Source organism: Dyella sp. BiH032, from assembly GCF_031954525.1.
Taxonomy (GTDB): Bacteria; Pseudomonadota; Gammaproteobacteria; order Xanthomonadales; family Rhodanobacteraceae; genus Dyella_D.
Map to the genome: position 1 here is coordinate 171,449 of NZ_CP134867.1, position 13,463 is coordinate 184,911.

12 protein-coding genes are annotated in these 13,463 nt (G+C 69.0%); 6 read left to right on the forward strand and 6 right to left on the reverse strand.

The window, feature by feature from the left end; translation table 11 throughout:
* Positions 1–25: 25 nt before the first annotated feature.
* Positions 26–733, reverse strand: a complete 708-nt coding sequence (locus tag RKE25_RS00685; protein WP_311840349.1) for a glutamine amidotransferase — start codon at positions 731–733, stop codon at positions 26–28.
* Positions 734–815: 82 nt separating this feature from the next.
* The gene (locus tag RKE25_RS00690) at positions 816–1,778 is read right to left on the reverse strand and encodes an AraC family transcriptional regulator (protein WP_311840350.1); all 963 of its coding nucleotides are present in this window, start codon (positions 1,776–1,778) and stop codon (positions 816–818) included.
* A 91-nt stretch (positions 1,779–1,869) separates the two neighbouring features.
* On the opposite strand from RKE25_RS00690, the gene RKE25_RS00695 reads away from it, so the two are divergent.
* Positions 1,870–3,072: an MFS transporter gene (locus RKE25_RS00695; protein ID WP_311840351.1), complete on the forward strand. Its 1,203-nt coding sequence runs from the start codon at positions 1,870–1,872 to the stop codon at positions 3,070–3,072.
* 57 nt (positions 3,073–3,129) lie between these two features.
* Here RKE25_RS00695 and RKE25_RS00700 read toward each other — a convergent pair whose 3' ends face one another.
* Complete coding sequence (locus RKE25_RS00700; RefSeq protein WP_311840352.1) at positions 3,130–4,455, reverse strand: NAD(P)/FAD-dependent oxidoreductase; 1,326 nt, start codon at positions 4,453–4,455, stop codon at positions 3,130–3,132.
* On the opposite strand from RKE25_RS00700, the gene RKE25_RS00705 reads away from it, so the two are divergent.
* Both RKE25_RS00705 and RKE25_RS00710 read left to right on the forward strand, forming a co-directional pair.
* Positions 4,454–5,269, forward strand: a complete 816-nt coding sequence (locus RKE25_RS00705) for a helix-turn-helix transcriptional regulator (RefSeq protein ID WP_311840353.1) — start codon at positions 4,454–4,456, stop codon at positions 5,267–5,269. The genes RKE25_RS00700 and RKE25_RS00705 overlap by 2 nt on opposite strands.
* 84 nt (positions 5,270–5,353) lie before the next feature.
* The gene (locus RKE25_RS00710; RefSeq protein ID WP_311840354.1) at positions 5,354–5,899 is read left to right on the forward strand and encodes a hypothetical protein; all 546 of its coding nucleotides are present in this window, start codon (positions 5,354–5,356) and stop codon (positions 5,897–5,899) included.
* Here the strand turns inward: RKE25_RS00710 and RKE25_RS00715 are convergent.
* From RKE25_RS00715 to RKE25_RS00725, 3 genes are all read right to left on the reverse strand, one after another.
* Positions 5,876–6,709: an AraC family transcriptional regulator gene (locus RKE25_RS00715; protein WP_311840355.1), complete on the reverse strand. Its 834-nt coding sequence runs from the start codon at positions 6,707–6,709 to the stop codon at positions 5,876–5,878. The genes RKE25_RS00710 and RKE25_RS00715 overlap by 24 nt on opposite strands.
* 232 nt (positions 6,710–6,941) lie before the next feature.
* Complete coding sequence (glnA, locus tag RKE25_RS00720; RefSeq protein ID WP_311840356.1) at positions 6,942–8,351, reverse strand: type I glutamate--ammonia ligase; 1,410 nt, start codon at positions 8,349–8,351, stop codon at positions 6,942–6,944.
* A gap of 215 nt (positions 8,352–8,566) precedes the next feature.
* Entirely contained in the window at positions 8,567–9,457 is an 891-nt protein-coding gene (locus RKE25_RS00725; protein WP_311840357.1) for a LysR family transcriptional regulator, read from the reverse strand.
* Positions 9,458–9,568: 111 nt separating this feature from the next.
* Between RKE25_RS00725 and RKE25_RS00730 the strand changes: the two genes are divergently transcribed.
* The 3 genes from RKE25_RS00730 to RKE25_RS00740 all read left to right on the forward strand — a co-directional run bounded on the left by RKE25_RS00730 (position 9,569) and on the right by RKE25_RS00740 (position 13,460).
* Positions 9,569–10,261, forward strand: a complete 693-nt coding sequence (locus RKE25_RS00730) for a glutathione S-transferase family protein (RefSeq protein ID WP_311840358.1) — start codon at positions 9,569–9,571, stop codon at positions 10,259–10,261.
* A gap of 670 nt (positions 10,262–10,931) precedes the next feature.
* Entirely contained in the window at positions 10,932–11,729 is a 798-nt protein-coding gene (locus RKE25_RS00735) for an undecaprenyl-diphosphate phosphatase (protein ID WP_311840359.1), read from the forward strand.
* Between the two features lie 150 nt (positions 11,730–11,879).
* Positions 11,880–13,460 carry a winged helix-turn-helix domain-containing protein gene (locus tag RKE25_RS00740; protein ID WP_311840360.1) on the forward strand — a complete coding sequence of 527 codons (1,581 nt, stop codon included), beginning with the start codon at positions 11,880–11,882 and terminating at the stop codon, positions 13,458–13,460.
* Positions 13,461–13,463 lie beyond the last annotated feature (3 nt).

The window sequence follows — 13,463 nt, forward strand, 5'->3', positions numbered from 1 at the left end:
TCATCAAGCGCTCTGGCGGAAATCGTCACTCGCCGGCCTCGCAGCCATCCAGCCACGCTTCGAAAACCGCGCGCGCGGCGCGGGTCAACGCGTCGCCATGTAATGCGGCATCCCGGCGGATGGTGGCGGGATCGATACGATGCGCCGCCAACTCGTGCGCATGGCCGATCAGCCAGCGCTCCAGCCGCGGCGCTTCCACTTCCAGATGGAACTGCAGGCCGAGCGCGTGGCGTCCGAGGGCAAAGGCTTGGTTGGGAAAGCCCGGCGTCTGCGCCAGGCGTTGCGCGCCGGCGGGAATCGCGAACTGATCGCCATGCCAGTGCAGCACCGGCACATCGCCAATCGCCTGGAGTACGGACGCACGCCCGTCGTCAGTGAGCGACAGCGGGCCGAAGCCGATCTCCGCCCGGCCGGTCGGCGCCACCTCGGCGCCGAGCGCCTGCGCCATCAGTTGCGCGCCCAGGCAGATGCCCAGCGTGGGCCGGCGTGCTGCTAGCCGCGCGGCGATGGCGGCCTGTTCCTCGACCAGGAAGGGATAGCGCTCTCTCTCGTAGACACCGATGGGCCCGCCCAGGACCACGAGGAGATCGACCGCGGTGACGTCCGCCGCGCCGATGGCATCGACACCGGCTTCCGCATAACGGACGTCGTAGCCGCGCTCGGCCAGCAGCGGCGCGAGCAGGCCGAGGTCTTCGAAAGCGACGTGGCGGATCGCCAGGGCAGTGCGGGTCATGCGTTCGGCTCCTCTTCCATCGTGAAAACGCCGCGGTGCGCGCGGCATACCTCCGTCACGGTGCGGATCAACGCGCTCCGGCTTACTCCGCCGCGCGCCCGCGCACCGCGCCGGGCGGCCGGCCCACCACGCGCTTGAAGGCGCGGCTGAACGCGGCCAGCGAACCATAGCCCAGCTTGTAAGCCACGGCTTCGATCGGCTCCTGGTCGCGCGCGATCCATTGCGCGGCCAGGCGCATGCGCAGCTCCGTGAGATAGCGCAGCGGCGTCATGCCGGTGACGGCGAGGAAACGTTCGGCGAAGACCGAGCGCGAGCTGCCCATCTGCGCGGCCAGCTCGGCCACGGTCCAGTGGCGTCCGGGGTCGCGATGCAGCGCCACCAGTACCTTGCCCAGGCGCGGATCGCGCAGTGCCTCCACCCAGCCGGTGGCTTCGCCGCAGCCGCATTCCACCCAGCCGCGCACGATGAAGGCGGAGACCACGTCGGCCAGGCGCGCGAGGATGCCGGCCGAGCCGGCGCGCGGCGCGCGCGATTCGCGCTCCATGGCGTCGAGCATCGCGCGCAGTTCCGGATAGCGGTCCAGCAGGGTGTCGACCAGCATGACTTCGGGCATCACCCCGACCAGCGCCTGCATGCCGCCCAGGTCGAACTCCATGCAGCCGCTGAAGATGAGCGCGCCTTCGTCGCCGAGCGGGCAGGACCGGACGGCGTGGACCGTGGGGCAAAGGTCGGTGCCGCGCAGCGCGGCCACGTCCTGGCAGGGCTGCGCGGGCTCCGGCGTCGACCGCAGTTGATGCGTGCCACCGCGCGGCAGCAACGCGGCGGTGCCGGTGTCCAGGCGATGCATGGCGCCGTTCGGGCTGCGCAGGAACACCGGTCCGCGCGCCACGAAATGGAACTGCGCGCGCTCCGGCGCTTCGCCGAAGGCCAGCCCGAACGGCGGCGCCACTTCGATGCGCCGGTACTGCACGCCCACCAGGCGCATGCCCAGCAGCAGCTCGCTGGCCAGGTCGTGGGGGATGGACGGAGAAAGCGGTGCGTCCATGGCGTTCCGGACGATCGATCAACAATCAAGGAGCCGACATCATAGACCGTCCGTACGCTACGCTGCATCGCAACATACGATGGGATGACTGATGGACACGAACGTACGGAGCTTGGAACCCGGCGCAGCCCCGGACCGGCCCGCCTGGGGCGCGGTGTGGTCGTTGACGCTGGGTGTGTTCGGCCTGGTCACGGCGGAATTCCTGCCGGCCAGCCTGCTCACGCCGATGGCCGCCAGCCTGGGCGTGACCGAGGGCCTGGCCGGCCAGGCGGTGACCGCCACCGCGGTGGTGGCGATGGTGACCAGCCTGCTGATCTCGACCGTGACACGAAACATTGATCGGCGCTGGGTGCTCGTCGCCTTCTCGGTGCTGCTGATCCTGTCCAACCTGCTGGTGGTGTTCGCGCCGAACCTTGTCGCGGTGCTTGCCGGACGCGTGTTGCTGGGCATCGCCATTGGCGGTTTCTGGACCATGTCCGCGGCGACCGCGATGCGGCTGGTGCCCGAGGCGCACGTGCCGCGCGCACTGTCGCTGATCTTCGCCGGCGTCTCGCTCGCCACCATCGCCGCGGCGCCGATGGGCAGCTACTTCGGCGCGCTGATTGGCTGGCGGAACGTGTTCCTGCTGGCGACCGTGCTGGGCGCGGTCGCGCTGGTGTGGCAGCTGGTCACCTTGCCGCGCATGCCGCCCAACGGCACCACCAGCCTGCGCACGCTGGTGGAGGTGCTGCAGCGGCCCGGCATGGCGCGCGGCATGCTGGCCTGCACGCTGGTGTTCACCGGCCACTTCGCCTTCTTCACCTACCTGCGCCCGTTCCTGGAGAACGTCACCGGCGTGGGCGTGAGCGGCCTATCGGCGATTCTGCTCGGCTTCGGCATCGCCAATTTCGTCGGCACGTCGTTGGCCGGCATGGTGCTGGAGCGCAACCTGCGCGCGATGCTGCTGGCGATGCCTCTATTGATGAGCGCGATCGCCATCGCCTTGGTCACGATCGGCCGCGTGCCGGCCGCCCATGCGGTGCTTGTCGCGCTGTGGGGCATGGCCTTCGGCGGCGTGCCGGTGGCGTGGTCCACCTGGATCACGCGCACGGTGCCCGACCAGGCCGAGAGCGGCGGCGGCCTGATCGTGGCCGGCGTGCAGCTGGCGATCAGCCTGGGCGCGGCGCTGGGCGGCGCGATCTTCGACGCCGGCGGCGCGCGCGGCGTGTTCGCGGGCAGCGCGCTGGTACTGGCGGGAGCGGCGCTGCTGATTCTGTTCGGCTTCCGCGTGCGCGCGGCCGCCACGGCGTCCTGATCGCCGCGGTGAAAGCGGAACGGGCGCCGAAGCGCCCGTTCCCTCTGGCACGCGTTTCTATGCATCGCTCGCTGCGGTACCCGACAGCAGTCGCTCGGCGGCTTCCCGCGTCGCGTGCAAGGCCCGCCGCGCTCTTTCGCGCATCGCTTCTTCGTAGTGGCGCACGGCGTCGATCAACGTGCCCGGGCCATCCACCCGCACCAGCAGGCTCGCCAGGCTCGCTGCGTCCGACAGCGCCGTGTTCGCGCCGAGGCCGCCCGCGGGGCTCATGGCATGGATCGCATCGCCGAGCAGCGTGACGCGACCGGTGGGCCAGACTGGCACGTCGCGCGCCATTCGCACAGGACGCGCGCTCAGCGAAGCGGTATCGCTCAGTGCGACCATGCGGCGTACCGCCGGATGCCAGCCTCGCGCGGCCTCCAGCGCGCGTTCCATCAGGTCGGTCGCAGCGATCCCGCGCGCCAGCGGGCCGCCGAGCCGCTCGGCGCGGCCGACGAAGGCCCAGTACAGATAATCCTCCACCACGCCCAGTTTGCAGCCCGGCAGATAGGCGTGCGCGAGTTCCGGCAGCGGCGCGCGGAAGCGCATGGGTTCGACCACGAGGCTGACGCCGTCGCCGAAGACTACCGTGACGCCTTCGAGCCACCTGGCATCCGGTAGCGCGCCGGCTGAAGGCGCGAGCGGGACCTTGCCGTAGATCGTGATCGCTCCCGTGTCGTCAGGCGCCGCCTCCGCGAGCAGGCGATCGCGCAGTCCCGACGACACGCCATCGGCGGCGACCAGCAGATCGAATCGGCGGCGCCCGCCGTCGGCGAGAATGGCGTCCACGCTGTTCTCCGCCGGCAAGACATCGAGCACCGGTCGGCCGAGATGAATTCGCTCCTCCAGACCGTGGCGCAGGATGTCGCGCAGCGTCTGCCGGTGTGCGCTCAAATCACCCACCTGACCTTCGTCCCCGGCCTCGCTCGTCGCCTTCCAATGAAGCGGTCGTCGTTCTGCCAGCAGGCCAAGCTGCGGATCGACGAAGCGGCTGGTCGTGTTGCGCGCCGCGCAGCTGTGGCGGAACAGATCGTAGGCGCCGGATGACAGGCAGGCGGTCAGTGCGCGCTGGCCGTCGGGATCGATGCGCAGGCGATAGCCCTGCCCGCGCGCGTCCAGGGTCGCGTCGCGCTCGAAGACATCCACGCGGTGACCCGCTTTCGTCAGGCCCTGGGCGAGGCAAAGGCCGCCCAGGCCGGCCCCGACAATGCCGATATGCAAGACATGCATGCCGTTCTCCATGTTGGCTGATGCGCCGAAGGGCGCGCGCCCGGTCATCGTCCGGGCTGGCGGGCGTGACGCGATAGCGGCACAAGCGCAGGAAATGATGAAATCCAACCACATGCACGCCCAGCCCCCTTCCATCTCCGTCGACCTGAGCGAAGCGCTCGACGGCCCCTCGCTGATCGCCTTGCGCGGCGACGACGCTGCCGGCAACGAATACCGGCTCGGCACGCGCGAGTACGCCTGGCACCAGCACGCCCGTGGCCAGGTGTTCTGCGTCGACAGCGGCTTCCTGGACGTGCGGACGCCGCACGGGGCCTGGCTGCTGCCGCCGCACCGCGCCGGCTGGATACCGCCGGGCCTGCCGCACGAGGTACGGGTCAGCGGCGCGCTGGCCGGATGGAGCCTGCTGGTCGCGCCGCGCGCGGCACGCCGGTTGCCCGCACAACCCTGCGTGATCGGCGTGTCCGATGTGCTGCGTGCCCTCGTGCGGCGTGCCGAGACGTGGGACAAGCGCGCTCCGCTGACACCTGCGCAGGCGCGCGTGGCCGCCGTGATCCTTGACGAGATCGGCCGGTCGCCACGCGAGTCGCTGCATCTGCCGATGCCCCGCGACGCCCGGCTTCGGCGCGTCGCCCAGGCCTTGCTCGATGCGCCCGGAGATCCCCGCACGCTCGACGCCTGGGCCGCGTGGGGCGCCATGTCGCCCAGCACCTTGCGGCGCCGGATGGCGGCGGAAACCGGCCTTTCCTTCGCGCAATGGCGCCAGCAGGCGCAGCTGGCCCGTGCGCTGGCGATGCTTGCGGATGGCCAGCCGGTCGCGCAGGTTTCCGATGCGCTCGGCTACGCCTCGCCAAGCAATTTCATCGCGATGTTCCGGCGTGCGTTCGGCACATCGCCGGCGCGCTATTTCGCGATGCGGGCGCGCTCCTGAAAAAGCCCGCCGGAGCAATTTTCTCCAAGCCGCCGCCGCGGCACGGCGCGAGCATGGCGTTCCCTTTGCGATGGAGCGAACGCCATGCCCGACACTTCACCCATGCTCGAAGCCCTGCACGCCGATGGCCCCGCCCCGGATCGCGCCGAAGCCATGCGCCTGTATGGCCGCTTCGTCGGGTCCTGGCGCGGCACGCTGAGCTATCCGGAAACCGACGGTAGGCGCCGAGAAACTAGCGCCGAGGTGCATTTCGACTGGGCGCTGCAAGGCCGCGCGGTGCAGGACGTATGGATCGCACCGGCGCGCGACCTGCGCCAGCCCGGCGAGCCGGAAGTGATCTACGGCACCACGCTGCGCATCTACGATCCCGCGCAGGATCATTGGCACATCGTGTGGAACGACCCGGTGCGCCAGGCCTACGATCATCTGATCGGCCGCGCCGTGGGCAACGACATCGTGCAGGAATTCCGCCTGCCGTCCGGCGCGCGCTGCCAGTGGATCTTCACCGATATCGCGGAGGACTCTTTCCGCTGGCTGCGGCGCGAGTCGAGCGACGAAGGCGCAACCTGGGAACGGCGTGGCGAATTCCTCCTGCGCCGCGTCGCTTCACGCCCGGCCAGGGCGGCCTGAACGCGGTCCCTGCGCACGCTGGCGGAAGCGCCCGGGCGATTCTCCGGCGGCGCGGCGGAAACTGCGCGTGAAATGGGAGAGATCGGCGAAGCCGACGTCGTAGGCGATGTCGGTGACCGGTCGCGCGCTCTCCGCCAGCTGCCGCGCGGCGCGGCGCAGGCGCGCGCGGATCAGGTACTGGTGCGGCGTCACGCCGAGCGTCCGCCCGAACACGCGCAGGAAGTGGAAGGCGCTGAGACCGGCCTCGCGCGCCAGCGTGTCGAGATCGACCGTCTGCTCGGCATGCGCATCGATCCACAGCGCGGCCTCTACCGCGCGGCGACGGTCGGCGGCGCGCGCGGCCAGGGGCCGGCGCGTGCGTCCGCCGGCGAGTTCGACAAAGCGCATCGCGAGCGCGTGGCCCGCTTCGTCCAGGCCGACGTCGCTGTCGCCGTTCGCCACGGCCTGCGCGAGTTCGCCCAGCACCATCAGCTCGGCCAGCGGCGGCATGGCACCCACCCGCCAGGTGGAGGACGCCTCGTCCAACGCCTGCACTAGCTCGGGCGATAGATGGAACGACAGGCATTCGTCGCCGCAGGCATGGTGCTCGTGCGTGCACATGAACTCGTCGCCGCGGTGCCCCACCAGCACCGCGCCGGCCACCAGGTCGTAGCTGCGTCCGCGCATGCGGCAGCCGAAGCTGCCGCGCCGGACGTAGGACACCGAGTGGCTGCCGAACCGTTCCACGAAGGGGACGTCGCCCGGACCGGCGTTGCACCGGTAGTCGATCACCGACAGCAGGTCATTGCGCCAGAGCGTGGTGGACGGCATGCGCCGAGTGTATCGCGCCGGTGCGAGCGCGGCCCGCCGCGACCGCCTGCCTGCGCTGTCGGCCAGCGGCTTCGTGATGACGCACGTGCATTACCGGCGAGGCAAGGAAGGGAAGGCACGCTCTTCCGGCAGCCGCTCGCCCTCGCCTCGCCGCAAGCAGCGCTGCATCAGCCGGCGCGCAAAAAGAACGGGCGCCGAAGCGCCCGTTCCTTCCCCCACATGCCGACGCGCGTCAGAGCGCGTAGTACATCTGGAACTCCAGCGGATGCGTGCTGGCGCGGTAGCGGGTGACTTCCTGCATCTTCAGCGAGATGTACGCGTCGATGAAGTCGTCGGTGAACACGCCGCCGGCCTTCAGGAAGTCGCGGTCCTTGTCCAGCGCTTCCAGCGCCTGGTCGAGGCTGGAGCACACCTGCGGGATGTTCTTCTCTTCTTCCGGCGGCAGGTCGTAGAGATCCTTGTCGGCCGGCGCGCCCGGGTCGATCTTGTTAATGATGCCGTCCAGTCCGGCCATCATCAGCGCGGTGAACACCAGGTAGCCGGAGTTCATCGGATCGGGGAAGCGCACTTCGATGCGGCGGCCCTTCGGGTTGGACACGTACGGGATGCGGCAGCTGGCCGAGCGGTTGCGGGCCGAGTAGGCCAGCATCACCGGCGCCTCGAAGCCCGGCACCAGGCGCTTGTAGCTGTTGGTGGTGGAGTTGGCGAACGCGTTGATGGCCTTGGCGTGCTTGAAGATGCCGCCGATGTACCACAGCGCGGTCTGGCTCAGGCCGCCGTACAGGTCGCCGGCGAACAGGTTCTTGCCGTCCTTCGAGAGCGACTGGTGCACGTGCATGCCGCTGCCGTTGTCGCCGACGATCGGCTTGGGCATGAAGGTGACGGTCTTGCCGTTCTGGTGGGCGACGTTCTTGATGACGTACTTGAGCGTCATCAGTTCATCGGCCTTCTTCAGCAGCGTGTTGAACTTCACGCCGATCTCGCACTGGCCCGCGTTGGCCACTTCATGGTGGTGCACTTCCACCACCTGGCCCAGGGACTCCAGCACCTTGCACATGTCGGCGCGCAGGTCGCCCAGCGAGTCGACCGGGCTGACCGGGAAGTAGCCCCCCTTCACGCCCGGACGGTGGCCGGTGTTGTTGTCTTCGTACTTGTAGCGCGACGACCAGGCGGCCTCTTCGGAACCGATTTCGTAGAACACGCGGCCCATGTCGTTCTGCCAGCGCACGGAGTCGAATACGAAGAACTCCGGCTCCGGACCGAAGAAGGCGGTGTCGGCAATGCCGGTGGACTTGAGGAACGCCTCGGCGCGCTTGGCGATGGAGCGCGGGTCGCGGCCGTAGGCCTGCATCGTGCTCGGCTCCAGCACGTCGCAGTGCAGGACCAGCTGGGTGTGCGCGCTGAACGGATCGAGGTAGGCCGTTTCCGCGTCGGGCAGCAGGACCATGTCCGACTCGTTGATGCCCTTCCAGCCCGAGATCGAGGAACCGTCGAACATCTTGCCGTCCTCGAAGGTCGACTCGTCGATGGCATGGGCCGGGAACGTGACGTGGTGGTGCTTGCCGAGCATGTCGGCGAAACGCAGGTCGACGAACTCGACGTCGTGTTCCTTGATCAGGTCGAGCACTTTCTGGGCGGACATGACAAACCTCGGCGGGTAGAGATGTGGGAAAACGCAAAGCTCTTTGGCAAGCAGCGTGCCAAGCTCGGGACCACCGGCGCATCAGTGACTTGCGTCGCGGCGGCGTGAAGATCGTTCCGGCGTTCGCACCATCATCGCCCTAAGGGCTGAAGCCGTTTGCACCAGAATCGATCATCACGCCGGACCTGCCCGAGGCCGGTCCGCCATCCTAGCCTTCAAGCCTCGCCCAGGCACGTGACCAGGAACTCGATCGCCACGCGCACGCCCGGCAGCAGGCCCCGGCGATGCGGCATGACCAGCGTCGTGGCAACGCTGCCAGCGGTCCAGTCGGGCAGGACGCGCTCAAGCGCGCCGGCCTCCATGGCCGCCCGGCACATGCGTGCGGGCAGGCAGGTCACGCCCAGTCCCGCCGTCGCCGCATGCAGGAGCGCGACGGATTCGTTGGCGGTCATGCGCGGCCGTGGCGCCACGCGGACGCCACGCCCCTCGCCGTCGGCGAGCTGCCATTGGTCGGCGCCGGGCGCGGTGAGCAGGCCGTCGTGTCCAGCGAGCGCCTCCGGCGTCGCAGGTGTGCCGTGCTGCGCGAGATACGCTGGCGCCGCGACCAGTACGATCGGATCCACGCGCACACGCCGCTGCACCAGTCCGGAATCGGGCAAGGGCGCGAAGTGGCTGCGCACCGCGATGTCGTAGCCCTCCTGCACCACATCGACGAACCGGTCGGTGACGTCGAGCCGCAGGTGCAGCCGCGGGTACATGCGGGCAAGCCGCGGCAGATGCGGCGCGAGATCGAACTGCGCCGTGGGCACGGCAGCGGTGATGCGCACCGTGCCGCTCGGCTCGCTGGCGCGGCTGCGCACGACGTCCTCGGCGGCCTCCGCCTCGATCAGGGCGGCGCGCGCGTGTTCGTGGAAATCCCGTCCGGCCTCGGTCAGGGCGAAGCTGCGCGAGGTGCGCAGGATCAGGCGCGCACCCAGCGCCGTTTCCAGCTCGGCGACCCGCTTGCTCACCGTGGACTTGGGCACACCCAGCCGACGCCCCGCCGCCGCAAAGCCACCATGCTCGACGGCCGCGGCGAAGAATTTCAGGTCGTTGAGATTGAGCACGCAAAGGCCATAGATGTGGACGATAAGTCCATTCTTGGCCGGCTACTGCCGCGAAGTCCACGCCGGTAGCTTCACCGCCACGCCGGGACGTCCCCGGCATGGAGAAATCGCATGACACCCATCCTGTTCTACGGCGTGCCCTCGGGCTGCTCCTTCGGCTCCATCGTGGCGCTCGAATGGCTGGGCCAGCCCTACCGGCTGTGCCGCGTCGAGATGCCCCGCGACGTCACCACCGACACCTTCAAGCGCATCAACCCCGTCGCGGAAACACCCGCCCTGCTCACCGCGGACGGCCGCACGCTCAGCGAAAGCGCCGCCATCCTCCACCACCTCGGCGCCCTCGGCCTGGACCGCGGCCTGGCCTTCCCGCAAGGCAGCCCCGGCTTCGACCGGTTCAACCAGGTGCTGGGCTTCCTCAACACCACGTTCTTCAGCGCCTTCGGCCCGCTGTGGCACGTGCTGGAACATGGCAGCGAAGGCGAGGAGAAACGCGTACTCACCGACTACGGTCGCGCCCGCGTAGCGCGTGCGCATGCCCTGCTGGATGAGATGCTCGGCGACCGCCCATGGCTGGCCGGCGAACAGCGCACGGTCGCGGATGCGTACTTCGCAGGCATCGCACGCTGGACCGACTACCACGATGTGGCCGGCCGCATGGGTTATCCGCGCCTGCAACGTTTGTTCGAGAAGTTGGAAGCCGACCCCGCGGTGGCGTTTGCACATGCGATCGAGGGGCAGCGGGAGGCGCGGAGTGCGGGTGGATTTCTGGGGGAAGTGGCGTTGGAGGCGGCGGTGGCAGCGTAAGGAGGTTTTGGGCGGCGTTGCAGCAGTGTCGCCGTGGAGTTCGCATTGGCTCTGGCCAAGTTCCCGCGAGCCCCCGCCCCTCATCCCGCCTTCTCCCCAGAGGGGAGAAGGAGAAGTGCGGTACCGCGGCGAGCAAAAACAAAACAAGAGCGAGCGAAGCGACGCTCCGTCGCGCTCTTGATCTCCCGGGTTCCCTTCGCGGCGGTGAGGGCTGGACGATCAGGCCGCCGCAGGCGGGCGGGGACAGGACGTCCCCGCCTTTTCGATCAGGGCAGGATGCCCTGTCGAAAAGCCCGGCCAGCCCTCAACGCACCCGGAGGTGGCGAAGGCCACCGGAGGGCGCCGCGCAGGGTGCCTTTTCTTCTTGGTTACTTCTTCTCGAGGTCCCCCTTGAGGGGATTGGGCAAGCAAAGAAGATGTAACTCGCTCTCCGGCAGGAGAGCGAAACCCTCGCCCCGCGAGGGGCGAGACAAGGCTGGCGACCACGTCGCGACAACGAGCGCTATCACCGCAAGAGATGACAACGCGACGACAACCCACGCAACAACACCAGCCAATCCACCGCAAAAACATTCGCATGAACCGGCCACGAGCGACCTGACACATCCACACGCCCCAAGACGCAAACGACCGCTTAAGCTATGACGCTTTGCAGCCCGGAGTCGCCCGCGTGCCCGATATCGTCAACGTCGTCCTGCTCGGCATCATCGAAGGCATCACCGAATTCCTGCCCATCTCCAGCACCGGTCATCTGCTGATCGCGGAAAAGCTGGGCCTGGGTGCGCGCTCGGACCTGTTCAACGTGGGCATCCAGGCGGGCGCGATCCTTGCCGTGACGCTGATCTACTGGAAGCGTATCTGGCTGCTGCTCACGCAGTGGCGCGAGCCGGCCAACCGCGACTACGTGCTGAAGCTGTTCGTCGCCTTCATGATCACCGCGGTGCTGGGCTATGTGGTCACGCACATGGGCTTCAAGCTGCCGGAAGCGGTGACGCCCGTGGCCTGGGCCCTCGTGGTGGGCGGTTTCTGGATGATCGGCGCGGAGCAGATGGCAGCGCGCAAGACCGACCGCACCGAGGTGACCTGGACAGTGGCGATCCTGGTCGGCGTGGCGCAGATCGTCGCCGGCGTCTTTCCCGGGACGTCCCGCTCGGCCGCAACCATCTTCGCCGCGATGCTCGCCGGCACCAGCAATCGCCCCGCCGCGACCGAGTTCGCCTTCCTGGTGGGCATTCCCACCATGTACGCGGCCACCGGCTACGAGCTGCTGAAGGTGCTGAAGAACGGCGGTGCCGCGCACGAGGACTGGACCGCACTGGCGGTGGGCTTCGTAGTCTCGGCCATCGTGGCGTTCGTCGCGGTGAAGTGGCTGCTGGGCTATATCCGCACGCATCGCTTCACGCCGTTCGCGATCTACCGCATCGCGCTGGGCGTGGCCCTGCTCTTGCTGATGCCCGCCGGTGCGTAAGCTTGGAGTGAGCCGCAGGCGGACCCCGGCATCGGCGACTCGCCCATCGAAAACGGCTCGTTCAAAGCCAGCACGTTCAAAACATATCTCAGCGTGGGAGTGCGCCTTTGGCTCACCCCGACCTGCGGTTCCATGACATAGTCCGCGCGCATGGAACAGCCGCGCCACTATCGACTCCTCGACCTGCATGTCGACCTCGCTCGCCAGCACGTGATGCGCGATGGCGAGCCGCTCGACGTGCAGGGGCTGAGCTTCCAGCTGCTGGCCTGCCTGCTGCGGCACGGCGACGCAGTAGTGGATTTCGACACGCTGATGACCGAAGTCTGGGCGCCGGCGGTGGTCAACGAGGAGACCGTCACCCAGCGCGTGAAGCTGCTGCGCCAATCGCTGGGCGACGATGGGCGCAATCCACGCTATATCCGCTCGGTACGCGGCCGCGGCTATCAGTTGTGCGAACCGCCCCAGGTCGCCGAAGCGCTGATCGCGGATGAGCCGGCAGTCCGGCAACGTTGGCCCGGCGTATGGGCGATCGGGCTGGGTGTGCTGGTCCTCGCGACGGCAGGTGGCGCGTGGTGGTGGCATCGCGCGTCGGTGGACGCTGGTCGCGTCGACCCCGAACGGACGTTGTTGAACCGTGCGATGTATTACGCGGGCATCGGCCAGAAGGACAACAACGAGCGCGCGATCAACCTCTATCAGCAGCTGCTGGCGCGCGCGCCAGGCAACGCGCCGGCCCACGTCGGCCTGAGCCGCGCGTATAGCGCGCGCGTCTGTCTCTACAACTTCCCTTACGAATGGGCACGGCGCGCGCAGGACGAGGCGGAGGCGGTGCTGCGGACCGAACCCGGCAACGCCGCGGCCTGGGCCGCGCTGGGTTATGCGCACGATTGCAGCGGCGAGTTGAGCCAGGCGCTGCGCGCCTATGAGAAGGCCGTGGCGCTGGATCCGAAGGACGACGCCACGCGCGCATCGGCGGCCTATCTCTATCAGGAACAGGGCCGGCTGGCCGATGCGTTGCGCGCCAACCTGGACATGCGCGGCGATCCGGCGCGGGTGCGTTTCCGCGACGTGCAGATCGCGCGCGAACTGGAGCTGCTGGGTTTCGAGGAAGCGGCGGAACGGCGTTTTCGCGAGAGCTTCCAGCTCTATCCCGACAGCGTGTTCTCCAACATCGCCTGGCCGCGCCATCTCTTTCTGCAGGGGCGTTTCGAGGACGCGCGCACGGCGCTGGACCAGGCCCTTGCGCGCAACACGCCGCATGTGGACCTGTACCTGCTGGCCGGCGAACTGGCCTTGTTGCGCGGCGATCGTGCCGCGGCCCATCTCGCGTTCGCGCAGGCGCAGCAGCTGCGCCCGCAGATGAGCCTGCCCGGGACGCTGGCGGCGCTCTATGCCGACACGCCGCCGGCACCGGCCTGGCTGGACGGGCGCATCGCCGAGCTGAGCAAGCAGTTCGACGCGGGCGCGGGCTTTCCCGTCGACCGGCTCGAACTAGCCTTGCTGCAGGATGCCCGCGGGCGACGCACCGATGCGCTGCGCAGCGTGGCCGACGCGGTGCGGGAGGGCTACAGCGACCGCTTCTATCTGCAGACTTCGCCGCTGCTGCGCGGGCTGGCGGGCGAACCCGCCTATGCCGAGGCCATCGATGCGCTGAGCCGGCGCGTCGCCGCGCTGCGCGCGCAGGTGCTCGCGGCCGACTGGCGGCCCGCGGACCTGCGCGAGGCCCGCTGATCG